Source organism: Deinococcus radiodurans R1 = ATCC 13939 = DSM 20539 (assembly GCF_000008565.1).
GTDB lineage: Bacteria > Deinococcota > Deinococci > Deinococcales > Deinococcaceae > Deinococcus > Deinococcus radiodurans.
The window spans coordinates 2,504,479-2,522,662 of the sequence record NC_001263.1; the positions used below are offsets into that span (position 1 = coordinate 2,504,479).

The following is an 18,184-nucleotide window of genomic DNA, read 5'->3' on the forward strand; positions in this document are numbered from 1 at the left end:
CTTACCCCAGCAGCCGAACGGTGGTCAGAGCTTCTGATTATTTGACCCTCTACCCTGGTGGGAGAGGGCCTTGCGAAGCAAGGGGTGAGGGGGTCTTTTTCCAGGCTCAGGGCAACTGAGCCGTCTGCGGCGCAATCACGTAGCTCAGCCCGCCGCTGTGCGCCAACCACAGCTTCTCGAAGGCGGCGCGGGGGTAGACCGTCCGCACGCCCGCGTCGTTGGGCGCCGCCGGGTCGTTGAGCACCGGGTTGCCCTGCGCGTCGAAGCCGATGAGGACCATCAGGTGCCCGTTGCTGCTCGGAATGGGGGCGCCCGGCAGTTCGCCTTTTTTCCAGCCCAGGCTGACCGCCAGCGGAAACCCGGCGGCGGTGTACTTCTCGGCGGCGCTCAGGCTCGGCAGTCGGGTGACGAAGGCGCGCATCCCCTGTTCGCCCGCGTAGGCCACGTTGAACGACCAGTTGCCGGTGCCGTCGTAGGCTTTGTCATAGGTTCCGGCGGCGGCCTGCGGCACCGTGACCGGCGTGCCCAGCGCGGCCAGAATCATGCTGACGCTGGTGGGGCTGCACCACGCCTCGCCGCCGTTGGGGTAGAGCATCTGCGAGCGCTGCGGCACCACCCCGATGCGGCCCCAGGCCCGGCGGTCACTCGCCTCGCCCAGCCGCTCGGAACGCCGCGCCCAGTCGCTGGTCGTGAGCCCCAGCAGCCGCAGCGTGGTGCCCGACCCGCGCAGGGTCACGCGGTATTGCAGGGTGGTCGCCTTCGCTTTCAGCTTGAGCGTGTCGGTCAGCACCTGCCCGGCGTTGTCTTTTTGCCCGTCCAGGCTGGTGCGGCCCTCCGCGGCGCTCCACGTCCCGAAGGAGTACCAGGGGCTCCACGCGCCGCCCGTCAGCCCCACCCGCACTTCCAGGGTCAGACTACCCGCTGGCCCGGTCGTGGTGTTCCAAGAGGGCACGAGCTGGTCAAAGGCCGCCACCGTCAGCGGCGCCGAGGTCAGGGTGCCGCTGCCGATGCCGTCGGGCACCGCTACGCTGTCACCTTGGCGGACCAGGCCGCTGAGTTCGGCACTTTGCCAGTCGGCGGCGCGCTCAAAGAGGGTGGTGGTCGTGGCGGGGTAGGTCAAGGTGGACGCTCCGGCGCTCCCGAGCAGAGCGAAGGTCATGGCGAGGGTGCGAAAAGTAAGCATGTTGCACCGCCGACTATGCCGCCCCCCCCTGATGTGGGGATGAGGGCCGCCCGCGCCTCAGCCCGCACCCGCAACTCAATAGGCCGCGCCCTGAAGGAAGAGCAGCGCCTCGGGCAGCGCCTCGCGCCACGTCACCCAGTTGTGCCCGCTGGGGTATTCGCGGTACTGGTGCGGCAACCCCTCGTCGGCGAACAGCGCGGCCAGGCGGCGATTCGGGCCGGTCAGCCATTCCAGCGTGCCGACATCCAGGCTGATTCTGAGGTGCCGGGGCAGGTCGCCAGCCAGCTGTTCGCGCAGCCACTCGCCCGCCGTGGTCGTGTCGATGACGCCGTTGGCATAGGTTGCGCCGGGCCGGGCGATGAAGGCGCCGGAGTGACTCGCCACCCGCCCGAACAGCTCCGGGTGCCGGCTGCCGAGGTACAGCGAGATCAGCCCGCCAAGGCTCGCGCCCCACAGCCCGCGCACGCTGGCGGTCGCCAGGGGGCCTTCTATCCGGGGAAAAACCTCCTGCTGCAAGAACTCCAGGTAGCGGTCGTTGAGGTAATACTCCTCGTTGCGGTCGCCGGGCTCCACGAAGACGAGGACGGCGGGTTCGGCCTCCCCCGCCTCCACCGCGCGGTCGAGCAGTTCGCCGAGCTGCCCGATGCGGTAAAACGCCACCCCGTCCTGCACGTAGTAGACCGGCAGCGCCTGCCCTGGCGTGTGCCCATACGGCAGATGCACGATGGCGCGGCGCTTGCCGGGAAAGACGGTGCCGTCCCAGCTCAGGCGCTCCACCGTGCCCCGGCGCGTCGCCTCGGGCCGCTGCCACAGCGGATGCCGGGCGTACTCGCCCACCACGGCGGCGCGGGGGTAGGTCCACCAGGGATTGAGCGACTTGCGGTCGTTGTCAGGGTCGGCAAACGGCTCGCCCGCCGCGTCCACCCAGGCGTACTCCACCCAGGCGCCGCGCGGCAGGGTCAGGGTCAGCGGCTCGCCCGCCCGCACCGGCAGGGGGTCGCGCTTGCGCCAGTCGGTCATGTCGCCGATCAGCCCGGTCGCCCCCGCCGGGGGAGTAAACGTCACCTGTTGCCCACGCACCGAAACAGCCATGCAGGGCATTGTACGGCGGCGTCCCAAAGCAAACCGCCGCCCAGATGAACCGGGCGGCGGAGACGGTTACGGTCAGTCCTGACGTTGCGGGAAGTTCTGCTGCCGGTAGCCCCGGTACTCCTCGCGCAGCTCGCGCTTGAGGAACTTGCCGGTGGCGCCGATGGGCAGGGCGTCGGTGAACACGGTGGCGTCGGGCAGCCACCACTTGGCGAACTTGGGCGCGATGAACTCGGTCAGCTCCTCGTGCGTGGCCGCCTGACCGGGGCGCAGCACCACCACCGCCAGCGGGCGCTCGTCCCACTTGGGGTCGTCCATGGCGATCACGGCGCACTGCGCGACCGCCGGGTGGGCCATGATCGCGTTTTCCAGTTCCACCGAGCCGATCCACTCGCCGCCCGACTTGATGAGGTCCTTGGAACGGTCCTGAATGTGCATGTAGCCGCGCTCGTCCAGCGTGGCGATGTCGCCGGTGTCGAACCACAGGTTGCCGTCCAGGGTCAGGAAGCTGCTCGCGCCCTCACCTTTGAAGTAACTGTCGGCGATCCAGGGGCCCCGGCACAGCAGCCGGCCCATCGCCGCGCCGTCGTGGGGCAGCACGTTGCTGTCGTCGTCCACGATTTCCAGTTCCACCAGCGGCACCGGACGGCCCTGTTTGGCCCGCAGCGCGTAGCCCTCGTCGCTGCGCGGGTCCATATTGAGCGGCAGGGTGCTGGCGGTGCCGAGGGGATGGGTTTCGGTCATGCCCCAGGCGTGCAGCAGGCGCAGGTTATGCCGCTCCTCGAAGGCGCGAATCAGCGACTCGGGCGCGGCGCTGCCCCCCACGATCAGGCGCTCCAGCCCGCTGAGGTCGTAGGGTTCGCCCGCCTGCTTGGCGCGGTCGAGTTCGCTCAGCAGGCCCATCCAGATGGTCGGCACGCCCGCCGTGCTCGTCACGCCCTCGTCCTGCATGAGCTGGGCAATGGACTTGCCGTCGGTGAACACGCCGCTGAAGACCTGCTTGGCCCCGTACATGGCGCAGGTGTAGGGCAAGCCCCAGGCATTGACGTGAAACATCGGCACGATAGGCAGCACACTGTCGGCTTCGCCTACGTTCAGCGCGTCTTTGGGGGCGCTCGCCAACGAGTGCAGCACGGTGGAGCGGTGCGAGTACAGCACGCCCTTGGGGTTGCCGGTGGTGCCGCTGGTGTAGCACATGGCGGCGGCGTCGTTCTCGTCGAGCTGCGGATAGTGCGTCAGCGGCTCTTGGCTCATCACCCACTGGTCGTAGTCCGCCACACCGGGGATGGGTTGCGGCAGGCCGCCCAGCACGAAAACGTGTTCCAGCTTGGGGCAGGCCGCCCGAATGGCCGGAATCATCGCCGCAAAGACATTTTCAATGAGGAGCACCCGGTCCTCGGCATGGTTGAGAATCCAGGCCACCTGCTCGGGGTGCAGCCGGATGTTGACGGTGTGCAGCACGAAGCCCGCGCTCGGCACGCCGAGGTACGCCTCCAGATGTCGGAAGGAATTGACCGCCAGCGTCGCCACCCGGTCGCCAGGTTGCAGCCCCAGTGCTTGCAAGCCCGCGCCGAGGCGCAGTGCCCGGTCCGCCACCTCACCGTAGGTGGTGCGGTGGGTTTGGGCGATGGGCTGACCCTGCGCGTCTTTGCCCGCTGGCAGCAGACTGACGATCTCGCGTTCGGCAAACCCGGTGCGGGCACGCTCCAGAATGAAGGGGATGGTGAGGGGCACGGGCATCATGTTGCTTCTCATGGGAAAACCTCCAGGGCCGGAAACGTGAAGACAGCGGGAGCAGAGGCTCTCGCTGATGGACGCGGCGGTGAGGGCCACAGAATAACGAAAAAAGCCCCCCTGGGGAGGGAGGCTTTTTAGTTGGGTGCTTGTACTTCTTACTTCTGGACGGTTTCGCCGTAGAAGCTGTACGCGCCGGCGGTGCCGCTCACGATGCCGTTGAACTGGTCGTAGGAGAACAGGTTCACGTTGTCGTTGTTGCCGAAGGTGCGACCGAAGTAGAAGTCGTTGAGCAGGTCGCTGTTGAAGTCGAACTTCTGCTGGGTGTTGGCGGTGTCGCTGCTGCCCAGTTCAACCCAGGGGGTCCGGATGCGCCAGTTGTTGCCGCGCTGGTTCGCCAGGTTGCCCGCGTTGACGTAAGCGCTCCGCAGGGTGGGGTCAGTGTTCAGCTGGTAGTCACGAATACGGTTCCACTGGGTGGCATCGAAGCGACCATAGGCACCGACGTTACGGATCTTCTCGGTGATGGCGGTTTCGGTGGCTCCACGGGGGAGGTAAGCGTTGGTGGTCAGCGTGCCGACCGAATCCAGGCTCAGGATGTTATCCAGGGCGCTGTTGGCAGTGGTGTTGGGGGTCACAGCCGTGCCGTTGACACCAGAGATGGCGTTGCTGTTGCTCATGAACTGAGCGCTGGCGTTGCGCTTGAAGGCATCGAAGCCGCCGAGCAGGGGGCGCGCCTGGTTGGTGATCTTGGCGTTGACAACGATGGGGGTCGTGGAGATGGTCGCGTTACCAGCGCGGTCAACGACCAGCGCGCGGAGGTAGACAGCGCCAGCACCGTTGGGCAGTTGCAGAGCGTTCCAACCCGCGTTCAGGCTGTCAGCCTTGGCACCGTCGGTGACCCGCTGGCGAGCGAACTGCACGGGGTGACCGATCGCAGGGGTGGTGGTCGCGTCGTCAACCACACCATTGTCAGTGTCCCAGAACAGGCGGGTTTCGTACACGCCGCAGCCACCGTCGCTGGCGTCGCTCTCGACAGACACGCGCTCGCCGCTGGCGAAGGTGCCCTGCATGACCGCACGGTTGAAGTTGACCGTGGGATCGGTGTTGTCGATGTAGACCTTGGCGTTGGTCGGGGCACTCACCACAGGGTTACCGAGCGCGTCGGTCAGGCTGTTGAAGCCGATGGTGTACTCACCGTCAGCCAGCTGGTTGGTGTCGAACTGACCCGCCTGAATCTGACGGCCACCGAGGGTGAAGGTCAGGCCCTGGCCGGGGTTCAGGCCCACGCCACCAGCGTTGTCGGTGATGCCACCCAGAGTGATGGTGGCGATATCGCTCAGGCAACGCTCGGGTTCCTGCGAAGCGAAGGGCAGGTCGGAGGTGTCGCGGATGACGCTCCCGGTGATGGTCGGGCCGACGTTGTCGAAACGAACCAGTTCGTAGGTCGCGCTGGCCGTTTCGTTGCCCAGCTGGTCACGCGAGATCGCGTAGACGCGGTAGGTCACGTTGTCCTGAGCCTTGGGGGTCACGGTGCTGGTAGCGCCCGAGCCGATCACGCGGCTGAACGAAGTGGCCTTCACAGTGCCGGGTTCGAGGACAGGAGCACTGACCACGGTTGCCACGCTCTTGATCGCCTTGGCACGCAGCATTTCGTCGGATTCTTGCAGGGCCTTGTTGCCGAAGGCGGTTTCGGGCACCAGGTAGTAACGGATGCTCTCGAAGCCGGAGGGACGACGCTGCACGAAGGAGGAGCCCAGGGGCGCCTGACCGAATTCGCGGTCCTGCAGGCTGGGGTTGCCGGTGAACACGTTCACGTCGCCGCGCACGTAGGTCAGCCCGCTGTTGTTGTAGTTGTTCAGGATGTTGGAGTAAGCATTCTGAACGCCGTTGAGTTCGGGATCAGGCTGCTGGGGGCCCTTGTTGTCGGCGATCACGGGCTGGTAGGTCACCTGGGTGCCGTTGATACGCACGACGATCCACTTGCGCACGCCGTCGAATTCGGCGAGGCGGCGGCTGTCGAGGCTGAAAGTTTCGGTGCCGCTGGTGCTGGCCACCGAGCGCAGCACGTCGCCAGCCTGAACGTCGTCGTTGGTCGGAACGTCGGAGCCGGTGGTGCGGGCCAGGAACACTTCAACCTTGGAGCCAGCAGCAGCGTTGACGCTGAAGTTCACAGTGCCCTTGACGTAGATGTCCACGTTGCCGTTGGGGTCGCTGGGGGTGCTCACACCCTGGCCCAGGCGGCGCCAACCGTTGTCGGCGTCCTTGACGATGCCTTCGTTGGTCAGGGTCAGTTCCTGGTCGCCAGCGGGGGTCACGGTGCCGTAACGGTTGTCCACGACAGGCGCCTTGACGTCGACGGTCACGGTGCTGGACACAGTCTGACCATTGGCGGTACCAGTCACGGTAATCAGGCCGCCACCAGCAGTGGTGGGGGTCACGTCACAGTAGCCGCCGGTGCTGCTGACCTGAGCGTTCACAGCGGCGCTGTTGCCGATCTTGCAGGTCGCGCTGCTCAGGGCCACGGAGGAGGTGAACACCACGCGGATGGGCGTGCCAGTGGTGGCCGCCGCACCGTTGGTGGGGCTGGTGATGTTCAGGGTGAAGGGCTGCGTGGGCGTGGTGCCGCCATTCCCATTGCCGTTACCCGTGCTAGGAACCGTCGTGTAGGCAAAGTTCACGCTGGGGGTCAGGTTGGTGCTGCTGATCGTGGTGCTCTGAGCAGCGGGGGTGGTGTACCCGTCCTTAGCCTTGGGAGTGAGCGTCACAGTACCAGTCTTGGCCACAGGAAGCTTCTGACCGTTGGACAGCGTCATGCTGGTGGTCTTGCCGTCCATCGTGACATCGAAGTCAGCCGAGGAAACGCCGCTGATGTTGACAGTCACCGAGCAGGTGTTGGCCGTAGCGCAAGCGTCGGCAGTAGGGGTGGTGCCCGTCCCATTCTGACCGCAGGATGCCAGGGTCAGGATCCCGGTGAGAGCCATGAGTGCGATATTTTTCTTCATACGTCCTCCGTGAGCGGATGCGAAGCGATCTATTTCCCGTCTGACCGCGCTATCAATGATTGCTGTTCCTTCTGGATCCAGTTGCCGAGTTTCCTGTCCACCGGTCTACAGCGTTCATGCAGCATAGGTTAGCTCAGGATGAGATCCCGGCGCGAATTATAGAGATGAGATAATAGCTCTGTCAAGGTGACTTTTTGTCGTCTAAAGCGCAAAAGTCGGCTTTTTTCGTCAGTTTGAGGTCAGGTTGGTCAGCCTGACTTGGTGGCAACAATAGGTGATCAAAAACACTGTCTGACACAGTTAAAATGTTTGTCTCATAAAGTCGCGGATAGATCGATATGTGTCAGATGAATACTGAATTGCCATAGAGTGTAGCTTTGATTAAGTTCAGGGACGGCTTGATTTTCAGAATAGGGGCCAATCCAGAATTACCTCATCAGCCACAGTTCCAGAATCTGCACCGCTGCCGCCTCATCCTCATCGGCAGCGCCCAGTGCCCGTGCCCGCTGCGTGGTAAAGCGTTCGTCCTGATACTCGACCGTGTAGCCCTTGTCCATCAGCACCCGCCCGAAAGCACGCACGCGGTCTGCCGTCGGGCTCGGCTTGCCATCGGTACGGAGCGGCAGCCCCAGCACCAGCCGCTCAGCGCCGGTTTCCTCGACCTTCAGGCGCACGGCCTTGAGGTCGAGCGGCAAACGTTTGCGGTCCACGCTGCCCCGGCCAAAGGCGAGGCGGCCCGCGCTTACGGCAAAGCCGATGCGCGACTTGCTCACGTCGAGGGCCAGCACGGTGGGAAGAGCGGCAGGTGCGGGGTCAGGGCCAGACATCCGGGCGAGCATAGCGGTAGCCTGAGCCCATGGAACAATCTGTGATTCTGGTTTCCGACCAGGCGGCGGTCCGGACCCTCACCCTCAACCGCGAGCACAAGCTCAATGCGGCCAACGACAAGCTGCTGCTGACCCTGACCCGCGAGCTGGAGCGGGCCGACGCCGACCCGGCGGTGCGTGTGGTCGTCATCACCGGGGCAGGGCGCGGCTTTTGCGCCGGGCAGGACCTGGGCGACGTGTCGGGACGCGACATGACGTTTACCGAGCACCTCAACCACACCTACAACCCGCTGATTCGCACCATCCGCGGCCTGAGCAAGCCGGTCATCACCGCCGTCAATGGCGTGGCGGCGGGCGCAGGCGCGAGTCTGGCGCTGGCCGGGGACATCCGGCTGTGGACGCGCGGGGCGAACTTGATCGAGGTCTTTTCCAACATCGCCCTGGTGCCCGACAGCGGCAGTACGTGGTTTTTGCCCCGGCTGGTCGGTTACCACCGCGCCTTCGAGATGATGGCCCTTGCCGAAAAGATCGGATCCGACGATGCCCTGCGCCTGGGCCTGTGCGAGCAGGTCTTCCCCGACGAGAGCTTCCGCGCCGACGTGCAGGCCTACGCCGAGCGGCTGGCGGCCCGCCCCGCCAACGCCCTCAAGCTGACCAAGCAGGCGCTGACCGACGCGCTGACCAGCACCCTCGATCAGGCGCTCGACCGCGAGGCCGAGTTGCAGCAGCTCGCAGGCGACCATTGGGAACACGAGGAAGGCGTGACGGCCTTCAAGGAAAAGCGCCCGGCGCAGTTCGTGCGGGAAGGGTAAACGGAGCAAAAGAAAAGCGCCCGCCAACTCATATTGGCGGGCGCTTTTCTTTTGCTGTCAGTCAGTGGAGGCCGGCGCTTCTCTCGGTTCGCGGCGCGGGCTACGAGCCGCCGCCTGTTCGGGGAGACGGCGCAGTTCACTGGCGGGAACGTCTTGCAGCAGGCCCTGATCAGTTTGCAGGTCCACCGTTCCGGCCAGGGGATGCAGCTTGGTCACCTTGCCGCAGGCGCCGCTGCCTTCGTGACACATCTTGGCGTTCTTGCGGGGCAGGTCACGCAGCAGGTCGAGGTACTGCTCGTGCTCGTATTGCAGGCAGCACAGCAAGCGGCCACACGGCCCGCTGAGTTTTTCGGGATTGAGCGGCAATTGCTGGTCGCGCGCCATGCGGATGCTGACCGGGGCGAAATCCTGGAGGTGGGTGCTCGAACAGTTCTCGCGTCCGCAGGCGCCGAGCGTGCCGAGCATCTGCGCCTGCTCGCGCGGGCCGATGGCAGCGAAGTTGACGCGGGCGCGGGTGTGGGCGCGCAGTTCCCCGATGAGGCTGCTCAGTTCGATGCGCTCGTCGGCGCTGTAGCTGATGGTAACGAGCGATTCGTCGAGCGTGAACTCGACGGCGACCAGTTTGACCGGCAGCCCCCGCTCACGCGCCCGCGCCCGCAGCAGCCATTTCAGGTCCTCGGCACGGCGGTGCAGGTCTTCCCAGGTGGCGAGGTCTTCCGGCGTCGCCGCCCGCAGCACGGCGCCGTAGCGGGCCTGCCGCTCGGGCTCGGACGCCTCGCCGCGCACGGTGGCGATTTCGGGGCCACGTTTGCCCTGCACGACCACCCGCGTGCCCACCGGGTGCGGGGACTCGCTGAGCATGGGATGCAGTCGGGGACTCCGCTCGAAGCGGACGGGCAAAACAAACACCCCCAGACCATGTCATGAATCGGGGGCGCTGCCAAGTGAAAAGGAACAGTTGAGCGGTCAGGACCGGCCAAGCTCAGTGCCGCTCGGCCAGCACCTCGATTTCCACCCGCACGTCGCGCGGCAACCGGGCCACCTGCACGGTGCTGCGGGCCGGGTAGGGCGCGGTGAAGTGCTGCTCGTACACGGCGTTCATGGCTGTGAACTCGTTCATGTCGGCCAGAAAGACCGTGGTTTTGACCACCCGGTCGAGGTCGGTGCCAGCCGCAGCGAGCACGGCCCGCAGGTTCTGGATGACCTGTTCGGTCTGCTCGGCGATGCCGCCGGTCACGAGTTCGCCTTGCGCCGTAAGTGGAATCTGCCCGCTGGTGACGACCAAGTTGCCGAAAGTCACGGCCTGGCTGTAGGGGCCGATGGCGGCGGGGGCGTCCGCAGTCTGCACGATGTCTTTCATGCCTTACTGTACGCCGCCGGGTGCCTCGTAAGAGAGGCAGGTCAGGGCACTTGCCTTTTCAGCGCGTGAGCGTCATCTGTTGCCAGGGATAGGCGCCGACCTGCTCCGCTCAGACGGCGGGCGCGGCGGCGGCGCGACAGCACCTTGCTCGTCGTCACGATCAGGACGCCCACCACGAAGCCGAGCAGAGCGATGAGCGCGCTGTTTTCGGGAATCAGCATGACGCCGAGCAAGGTGAAATAGGCCAGCGTGAGCAGCAGGTAGGTCAGCAGACTGCCGCCCCGGCGGGTGCTGAGCAGCACCTCGGCGTACTCGGGGCCGTCGCCGGGCGACTCGGGGAGGGGATAACTGGGCAGCCGCTGCGAGCGCAGCACGTCCACGACGACCGCCGTGATGTTGTCGGGGCCGCCCGCGTCGTTGGCGGCTTCGATCAGTTGCGCGGCGATGTCCTGCGGCGCCTGGGGCTGGGCCAGCAGCGACAGCAACTCGGCTTCAGAGACCACGCCGCTCAGGCCGTCGCTGCACAGCAGCAGTCGGTCGCCGCCTTGCAGTTCCAGGCCGAACAGTTCGAGCCGCACCCGTTCCTCCCCGCCCAGCGCGTTGCTCACCACGCTGCGCCACTGGTGGTGCCGGGCCTCGGCCTCGGTCAGCATGCCCATACGGACCTGCTCGGCCACCCAGGAGTGGTCGTCGGTCAGGCGCAACAGTTCGCCGCCACGCAGCAGATAGGCCCGCGAGTCGCCTACGTGCGCGATGAGGGCCGCGCCCCGGTCAATCGCCACCGCCAGCAGCGTGGTGCCCATGCCGACGAGTTCGCCCACCGCCCGCTGCACCACCGCCAGATTGGCCGCCTGCACCGCCTCGATCAGCCGGGCGGGGGGCCGCGACCGCCCTTGCACATAGGTCTGAGCGAGCGTGTCGAGCGCCAGCGACGAGGCGAGTTCGCCGCCCGCGTGCCCGCCCATACCATCGGCCACGGCGTACAGGCCCCCCTGCGGGAGCGGCAGTGCCAGCGCCGCGTCCTGATTCGCTCCCCCCGCCCGCTGGCGGCCCACATCGGTCAGCAGGCCCGTGACCAGAAAGGGGGAAGAAGCGGACGCCATACGTGAGTACTATAAAACAGCGAGTCAGATATGGCGTCAGGCCTGCCGGGGATTGCAGCGCCGGGACAGGGGCCACCTGGAGGCCGTCCAGCACCACATTTTCTGAGGTCGGAGGTCAGACCGTCAGGAAGCTCAAGCCAAAGCTGTCAGGAGACAGGGCCCCGTTTTCAGGCCGGGTCTGCCGGGCGGGGAAAAGCCGGGGTCTCGAAGCGGGGATGTTTGCCGCGCACCCCTTCGAGCAAGCGGCGAATCTCGGCAAAGTCGGCGTCGATGTCGCCCGTCGGGGTCACGTAGCCCACGATTCCCACCTGTTTGCGGCCCCAGTCGAGCGCCATGACCGCCAACGGCACCCCGGCTTCGAGGGCCATGTAATAAAACCCGGTTTTCCAGTAGTCACCCTGGGCGCGGGTGCCTTCGGGCGCGACGAGCAGGACGATTTCGGGTTCGCGCCGGATGATCTCGACCACCGCGTCCACGAAGTTGCCCCCCCGGCGGCGGCGGTCGATGGGAATACCGCCCACCGCGCGCATAAAGCCGCCGAGGGGAAAGCGGAACAGCGTGTGTTTGCCGACAAAATGCACCGGCGTGCGGGTGGCCCATTTCCAGAACAGGCCCACCCAGAAGTCCTCGTTGGCGGTGTGCGGCGCCGCCGGGGCCACCAGCCGGGGACCGGGCACCGGCGCGAGCAGCGGCGTCCACCCGCTCAGGCGCAGGCACGCCAGCGCCGCGCGCGAGCCCAGGGTGTGGGGGCGGTTCATCCAGGTGGGGGACACAGCCTGAAGTATGTCGCCCCGCGCCGTGCAAGCTTCTGACAGGGGACGGCGTTCAAATCGCGCTTGGTCAACTCTCGCTCTGGGATGGAGCGCGTGCTTTACGGCGTCGGCGGCCCCAGCACCACCACCGACGGGTCGCGCAGCGGGCACAGCCGCAGCACCTCGCGCACCTGCTCCGGCGTGATGGCGGCGTACCGCTCGGCAAGCTGCGCGGGCGTGCGGAGTTCGCCGGTCGCCAGATGTTCCATGCCGAGCAGAAAGAGGCGGCCCTGCGGGGTTTCCGAACGCAGCAACAGCGACACGGCGGCCTTGCGCGCGGCGCGGCGCACGCTGAGGTCGGTGATGAGAGACTCGGCACTGTCGAGCACGGCGCGAAAACGGTCCAGTGCTTCTTGCGCTCGGTCAGGGTCGCAGGAAAAGCCGCCCTCGAACACGCCCGCGTCGCGGTACTCGATGTGCCCCAGGTCGGCGCTGTCGGCCAGCCCGGTATCGAGCAGCGCCCAGTACAGCGCTCCGTTTTCCCCGCCGATGAGCTCGGCGAGCAGCCCGGCGGCCTCGCGCAGCGGGTGACTAACCGGCAGCCCCGGCAGCGCAAGGGCCACCTGGGTGCGCGTCAGCTCGGGGTCGGTGACCCAACGCACCTGACCCGGCCAGTGGGGCGCGGGCGCGGCGTCCGGCAGGCGCGGCGTGCCGGACGGCCAGCCGGCGAGTTCGCGCTCCGCCCAGGCCCGCACTTCCGCCGGGTCGAAAGCGCCGCTGAGCACCAGCGTGACCCGTTCGGCGCCGTAGCGCTCCGCGAAGTGGCGCTGTAACGCCGGGCGGTCGAGCCGCCGCAACGTCTCGGGCGTCCCCAGAATCTGGTGCGCCAGGGGATGCTCGCCCCAGTAGTCGCGCCGCAGGGCCTCGGCCACCCGCACGCCGGGCTGCTCGGCGTACATGGCAATTTCTTCCAGAATCACGCCGCGCTCGGGGTCGATGTCTGCCGGGCGCAGCGCCGGGCGCAGCAGTTCGGTCAGGGTAGCGAGCAGCTCCCCGGTGCACTCGGGCAGCGCGGCGGCGTGGTAGACGGTGGCTTCCTCGGCGGTAAAAGCGTTGGCCTGCCCGCCGAGGTTGTCGAGCTGCTCGTTGAGGGCGGCGGCACTCAGGCGCTCGGAGCCCTTGAACATCAGGTGTTCGAGAAAATGGCTGGCGCCCATCTCCCCCGCCGGTTCGTCGCGCGCGCCGGTCGCCACGAAGTAGCCCGCCGCCACGCTCAGCGCCGCCGGGTCGGGGTCGAGCAGCAGGGTCAGGCCGTTCGGCAGGCGCTCGCAGGTCAGGCTGTCACGCGCTCACCGCCAGAGTGCGGTCGGGAGCATCCGGCCCCAGCGACACCACCGTGATCTGCTCGGCGGGATGGTAATTCGCCAGAAATGCGTTGACCTGCCCGAGCGTCAGAGCGCTCAGTTCGGCGCGCACCTCGCCGGGTGGCCGCACCCGCCCGAACAGCGCGAGGTCGCGGGTCAGGGCATAAGCGCGGCTGCGCAGGCTCTCGGCGCCGAAGACCACGCCGGTCGTCAGCGCGGTGCGGGCGCGGCGAAACTCGGCCTCGCTCAGACCCTGCGAGAGCACGTCGAGCTCGGCCAGCAGCACGTCCAGCGTTGCGGGGGCGTTGGCCGGGGTGCTGCCCGCGTAGAGGCTGACGAAGCCCTCGCCGCCGAGCACCAGCGGCGTGGCGCTCACCTCGTAGGCAAGGCCGCGTTCCTCGCGCACGCGGGTAAACAGCCGGCTGGCACTGCCGCCCGACAGCGCTGTGAGCGCCAATTGCCAGGGCAGCCAGTCGGGGTCACGTGGGCCGGGGCCAGGGGCGACGAGGCTCAGATGGGTCTGCTCGCCCGTCGCGGAGGGCAGATGCAGCCGCAGTCCAGGCTGAAAATGCGCCGGCATGGGCCGGTCCTCGCCGGGCTGCCAGTCGGCAAAGAGGCCCGCGACGAGCTCATACACCTCCTGCGCGTCGGCATCGGCCACCACACCGAGCACGCTGCCGCGCTGTCCGAACCGCGCCCAGTGCGCCCGCAGTGACGCCGCGCTCAGACGCTCCAGCCCGGCGAGGGTGCCGCTGATGGGGTGCCCGAAGCCCGCGCCCGGGTCGCCCGGCAACCGGGGAAAGGTCGCCGCCCGCGCCTGCACCGCCAGCCGGTCGGTGGGGCTGTCGTCGAGCGATTCGAGGTCCTGCCGAGCGAGGTCGAGCAGCGTCGGCAGCTCTCCAGCGGGCAACGTGGGGCGCGTCACCACGTCGGCCACCAGCGCGAGTGCCGCGCCGAGGTCGGCCCGCAGCCGCTGACGTGCAGCCGGGTGGCTTCCAGGCTGACCCCGCCGCCCCGGCGCACGCCCAGGTCGTCGAAGGCGTCTTGCAGTTGCCGCGCGTCCCGGCGTTGGTTGGCAGCGGTGGCCGCGCCCTTGTAGAGCCACTCCTCGATGACCGCCAGGCTGCCTTCCTCCCCCACCGGGTCATGGGCACTGCCGAGCGGCACCCGCAGGTCGAAGGCGAAGCCCGGCCCGGCGCGGCGCTCGAAGGCCAGCGTCAGGCCGCCGGGCAGGGTCCAGACATGAAAAGCGGGAGCAGACGGCAACACCGGCGGAGTGTAGCGCCGTCAGGAAACACCGAATGGAAGGACGTGGGGAAGAGCAGCTCCTCGCAGATGAGAAAAGTTCACCCGGACCTTCACCGCTCTGTGCCGCTGCGGTCAGAACTTTTTTTCTACGCTGCCGGGCGATGAAAAGCCCCCTGACCCTGCCCGCCCTGCTCGCGGCCTCCCTTCTGCTCGGCGCCTGCGGTTCGGCGCCCGGTTCGTCCACCAGCGCCGACCGCACCCCGCCCCGCGTGACCCTGGACGCCCTCCCAGGCACCGTGCGCCCCGGCAAGGTGCAGGTACAGGCGACGGCGAGCGACGACGTGGCCGTTCGGGAAGTGCGCTTCTATCTCAACGACAAATTGGTGGACACCGACCGCACCGAGCCGTACCAGACCACCTACGACCTGTCCCAAAGCGGCAGCTTCGTCCTCAAGGCCGTGGCGGTGGACACCAGCGGCAACGAGAGCGCCCCGGCAACCCAGACGGTGAAGGTGATCAACGACACCACCGCGCCGCAGTTGACGGTGGAGGCGCCCGGCACCATTACCCAGCCGGGCGTCTACAAGATCACGGTGCGGGCGAGCGACGACGTGCAGCTCGCTTACGTGGACGCGGCGCTGACCCTGAATCTGCCGAGCGGGGCGCAATCCCAGCGCCAGCGCTTCGATGCCCCAAAGGACGTGGCGCAGGCCGAGTGGTCGTTCGACCTGCCGATCAGTGATAGCTCCTTCAACGGCACCCACAGCCTGACGCTGGTGGCCTACGACGCGGCGGGCAACGCCAGCGCTCCGCTGACCCGCACGGTGGTGGTCAATGTCCCGGCGGGCCAGCCCCAGCCGCCAGTCACGACGCCGACGACGGGCGACACCGTGGCTCCCACCGTGCGCCTGACGCTGCCCACCACGACCATCACGCAGGCGGGCAACTACACGGTGCGGGTCGAAGCGAGCGACAACGTCGCCGTGACCTCGCTGCAAGCCGAGCTGGCCCTGACAGGCGGCACGGTGGTGCCCTTGACCCTCTCGCCCACTCAGACCGAGTTCGTGGTGCCGGTGGACGCGAGCTACCGAGCGTTCAACGGCCCGGCCACCCTGACCGTGTTCGCCCGTGACGCGGCGGGCAACGAGGGGTCCGACCGTCAGGCCTTGACGTTGCGCCTGCCCTGAGCTTTGCATTCCTGCATAGACCCCGCCTGCCCCCTGGCAGGGTCTTGAATTTTGACGAACAGGACGGAAAGCAGAACACCCGCCGCCCCACGATATTCAGAGAACTGCTCTAGACTCAGCGGGTTATGCCGCTGACCCCTGGAACCCTGCTGGCCGGGCGCTACGAGTTGCTCGCCCTGCTCGGCGAGGGCGGCAGCGCGCAGGTCTACCGCGCCCAGGACGGGCTGCTGGGGCGCGAGGTGGCGCTCAAGGTGATGCACGATTACCTGCCCGAGTCCGACCGCAGCCGCTTTCTGCGCGAGGTCCGCACCCTGGCGCGGCTCACCCACCCCGGCGTGGTTCCGGTGCTCGACCTGGGGCAGGAGCCGGAGGCCGGGCGGCCCTTTTTCACCATGCCGCTGCTGACCGGTGGGCCGATTACCCGGCTGGGGCCGCTGGAAGACGCGCCGGGGCCACTCGCCCGCTTTCTGACCGCTGCCGCCTTCGCGTCGCGGGCGCTGCATCACGTTCACAGTCACGGCATCGTGCACCGCGACCTGACGCCGGGCAACGTGCTGCTCGACGACACCGGGCTGCCGCGCATCATGGATTTCGGGCTGGTGGCGCTGTCCGAACAGACCCGGCACCTCACCCGCAGTGGAGTGACGCTGGGCACGCCCGCTTATATGGCACCCGAGCAGGCCAAAGGCGGCGGGGTGGACGCCCGCAGCGACCTCTACGCGCTGGGGGCGGTGCTCTACCGGGTGGCGTGCGGCAGTCCGCCTTTCGTGGGCGACAGCGACCAGAGCGTGCTTTATCAGCACGTATACGAGCCGGTGCCCGACCCGCGCGACCTGAACCCGGCGGTGCCCGACGCGGTGGCGCGGGTGCTGCTGTGGCTGCTCGCCAAGCGGGCCGACCGGCGGCCCCAGAGCGGGGCGGCGCTCGCGCACCTGTGGGCACTGGCCCGGCGCGACCTGTGGACCACCCACGCGCGCGGCCAGTACCGGGGGGGCCGCGCCCGCACCGGCGAGCACCCCGACGGCCCCGCCCGCGTCTCCGACATGCAGGAACTGTGGAGCGTGGCGCTGCCCGGCGAGGTGACGTGGCCCGCCGCCGTGGTGGGCGAGGGCGACCTGGTGGCGGTGGGGACGCGGGGCGGGCAACTGGTGCTCACCCACACCTCCGGGCGGCCCTTCGCCACCTACGCGGCGCGCGACGAGGTGACGGCCCCCGCCACCCTGATCGGCGGGCACGTGCTCTACGGCGCCTGGGACGGCACGCTGCGCCGGGTGGAGCTTCAGAGTGGCAGCGAGGTCTGGCGGCATCAGGCCCGCGCCGAGTTCACCGGGGCGCCCACGGTGTGGGGCGGGCGCCTGCTCGCGCCGAGCCGCGACGGGCACCTGCACGCCCTGAGCCTGCGGACCGGCGAACTCGCCTGGGCCTACCGCGCCGGGGGCTCGCTGGCCGCGAGTCCGCTCGTCTGGGCGGGCGCCGCGCTGCAATGCGACGAAACCGGCTGGCTGCACGCCCTCGACGCCCGCTCCGGCACGCCGCTGTGGAAGGTGGAAGTGGGCACCGTCCACGCCACGCCCGCGCTGCTGCCCGGTCCGCCCGGCACGGCCACGCTGGTCATCGCCACCTGGGAAGGCGAAGTGCACGCGATTGGCCTCGAAGTCCAGAATGGCCGCGCGGCGCTGGCCGGTGAGGACGCCATCCGCTGGACCTACGACGTGGAAGACGAGGTGTGGGCCTCCCCCGCGCTCACGGCGCTCGACCTGCCGCCCGACTCCGGCGCGGCGCCCGACGCTTCGGCGGCCCCCGGCGGCGTGGTCGTCGTCGCCGGGTGGGGCGGCAAGGTACGCGGCCTGCGGCTCGCCGACGGCGAAGACCTCTGGGAGCGCACGCTGGATGGCCGGGTGACCGCCAGCCCGGTCATCAGCGCGGGACTGGTTTTTCTGGCGACCGAGGGCGGCGAACTGCTCGCGCTCGATGTCCGCAATGGAGAGGTGCGCTGGACCTGCCGCGAACGCAGCGGCGTGCAGGCGACCCCACTGGCGGCGAGCGGCACCCTCTACGTCGCCTTCATGGACGGTACCCTGCGCGCCTACCGCAACGCCCACCCCGAGTGGCGCAGCGAGCAGGAAGGGTAGAAAAGCGCTGGCCCATTGAGAGCTAAATCTTTCTACGACTGCTGCGCCTCTGCCACCTCAGCCTCCCAGCGCCGCAACAGCTTTTCGGCCTCTTCCAGCGTGCGGCGGCGTTCGGCCAGCACCTCGGTGAGGCGGTCAAGGGCTTGCTCGGCTTTTTTCAGCCGGAGGGGAGCCGGGTCGCCGGGCTGCCGGATGTCCAGCAAGGCCCGAATCTCACGGATGCCGAAGCCCACGCCGCGCAGCGCGGTGATGACACTCAGGGTGTCGAGCACGCGCGGGTCATAGCAGCGGGCCGCTGTCTCCAGGCGGGGCAGCGCGGCAATCAGTCCTGCGTCCTCGTAGTAGCGCAGCGCCGAGGCCGGGCAGCCGGAACGTTCGGCCACCTCGC

General features: G+C 68.1%; 16 protein-coding genes. 3 read left to right on the forward strand and 13 right to left on the reverse strand.

What is annotated here, in order from left to right:
- Window positions 1-106: 106 nt before the first annotated feature.
- The 5 genes from DR_RS12890 to ruvX all read right to left on the reverse strand — a co-directional run bounded on the left by DR_RS12890 (window position 107) and on the right by ruvX (window position 7,850).
- Window positions 107-1,183 (reverse strand): peptidase C39 family protein, encoded by a 1,077-nt coding sequence (locus tag DR_RS12890; protein WP_010889130.1) that lies wholly within the window; start codon window positions 1,181-1,183, stop codon window positions 107-109.
- Window positions 1,184-1,258: 75 nt separating this feature from the next.
- Window positions 1,259-2,275, reverse strand: coding sequence for an alpha/beta hydrolase (locus tag DR_RS12895; protein WP_027480119.1), 1,017 nt, complete (start codon window positions 2,273-2,275; stop codon window positions 1,259-1,261).
- A gap of 72 nt (window positions 2,276-2,347) precedes the next feature.
- A complete protein-coding gene (locus DR_RS12900; RefSeq protein WP_027480118.1) occupies window positions 2,348-4,027 on the reverse strand; it encodes a long-chain fatty acid--CoA ligase in 1,680 nt (559 codons plus the stop codon).
- 137 nt (window positions 4,028-4,164) lie between these two features.
- Complete coding sequence (locus DR_RS12905) at window positions 4,165-7,011, reverse strand: hexagonally packed intermediate-layer surface protein (RefSeq protein WP_010889133.1); 2,847 nt, start codon at window positions 7,009-7,011, stop codon at window positions 4,165-4,167.
- A gap of 428 nt (window positions 7,012-7,439) precedes the next feature.
- Complete coding sequence (gene ruvX / locus DR_RS12910) at window positions 7,440-7,850, reverse strand: Holliday junction resolvase RuvX (RefSeq protein ID WP_010889134.1); 411 nt, start codon at window positions 7,848-7,850, stop codon at window positions 7,440-7,442.
- A 17-nt stretch (window positions 7,851-7,867) separates the two neighbouring features.
- Here ruvX and DR_RS12915 point away from each other — a divergent pair, with 17 nt between their 5' ends.
- Window positions 7,868-8,650 (forward strand): enoyl-CoA hydratase-related protein, encoded by a 783-nt coding sequence (locus DR_RS12915; RefSeq protein WP_010889135.1) that lies wholly within the window; start codon window positions 7,868-7,870, stop codon window positions 8,648-8,650.
- 57 nt (window positions 8,651-8,707) lie between these two features.
- Here DR_RS12915 and DR_RS12920 read toward each other — a convergent pair whose 3' ends face one another.
- The 7 genes from DR_RS12920 to DR_RS17160 form a co-directional block, all read right to left on the reverse strand.
- Window positions 8,708-9,511, reverse strand: coding sequence for a PSP1 domain-containing protein (locus DR_RS12920; protein ID WP_051618886.1), 804 nt, complete (start codon window positions 9,509-9,511; stop codon window positions 8,708-8,710).
- A 121-nt stretch (window positions 9,512-9,632) separates the two neighbouring features.
- The gene (locus DR_RS12925; RefSeq protein WP_010889137.1) at window positions 9,633-10,010 is read right to left on the reverse strand and encodes a RidA family protein; all 378 of its coding nucleotides are present in this window, start codon (window positions 10,008-10,010) and stop codon (window positions 9,633-9,635) included.
- 41 nt (window positions 10,011-10,051) lie between these two features.
- Entirely contained in the window at window positions 10,052-11,113 is a 1,062-nt protein-coding gene (locus DR_RS12930; protein ID WP_010889138.1) for a PP2C family protein-serine/threonine phosphatase, read from the reverse strand.
- Window positions 11,114-11,280: 167 nt separating this feature from the next.
- Window positions 11,281-11,886, reverse strand: coding sequence for a lysophospholipid acyltransferase family protein (locus DR_RS12935; RefSeq protein WP_010889139.1), 606 nt, complete (start codon window positions 11,884-11,886; stop codon window positions 11,281-11,283).
- 98 nt (window positions 11,887-11,984) lie between these two features.
- Complete coding sequence (locus DR_RS12940) at window positions 11,985-13,187, reverse strand: M16 family metallopeptidase (protein WP_268741600.1); 1,203 nt, start codon at window positions 13,185-13,187, stop codon at window positions 11,985-11,987.
- A gap of 19 nt (window positions 13,188-13,206) precedes the next feature.
- On the reverse strand, window positions 13,207-14,157 hold the full coding sequence (locus DR_RS12945; protein WP_338107130.1) for a M16 family metallopeptidase: 951 nt from the start codon (window positions 14,155-14,157) through the stop codon (window positions 13,207-13,209).
- Entirely contained in the window at window positions 14,151-14,498 is a 348-nt protein-coding gene (locus DR_RS17160; RefSeq protein ID WP_338107131.1) for a hypothetical protein, read from the reverse strand. Before DR_RS17160 ends, DR_RS12945 begins: the two co-directional genes overlap by 7 nt.
- A 140-nt stretch (window positions 14,499-14,638) precedes the next feature.
- Between DR_RS17160 and DR_RS12950 the strand changes: the two genes are divergently transcribed.
- Window positions 14,639-15,664, forward strand: coding sequence for an Ig-like domain-containing protein (locus tag DR_RS12950; RefSeq protein WP_010889142.1), 1,026 nt, complete (start codon window positions 14,639-14,641; stop codon window positions 15,662-15,664).
- A 125-nt stretch (window positions 15,665-15,789) separates the two neighbouring features.
- Complete coding sequence (gene rqkA, locus DR_RS12955) at window positions 15,790-17,796, forward strand: DNA damage-responsive serine/threonine-protein kinase RqkA (protein WP_010889143.1); 2,007 nt, start codon at window positions 15,790-15,792, stop codon at window positions 17,794-17,796.
- A 32-nt stretch (window positions 17,797-17,828) separates the two neighbouring features.
- Here the strand turns inward: rqkA and DR_RS12960 are convergent, their stop codons facing one another.
- Complete coding sequence (locus DR_RS12960) at window positions 17,829-18,179, reverse strand: MerR family transcriptional regulator (protein ID WP_051618887.1); 351 nt, start codon at window positions 18,177-18,179, stop codon at window positions 17,829-17,831.
- Window positions 18,180-18,184 lie beyond the last annotated feature (5 nt).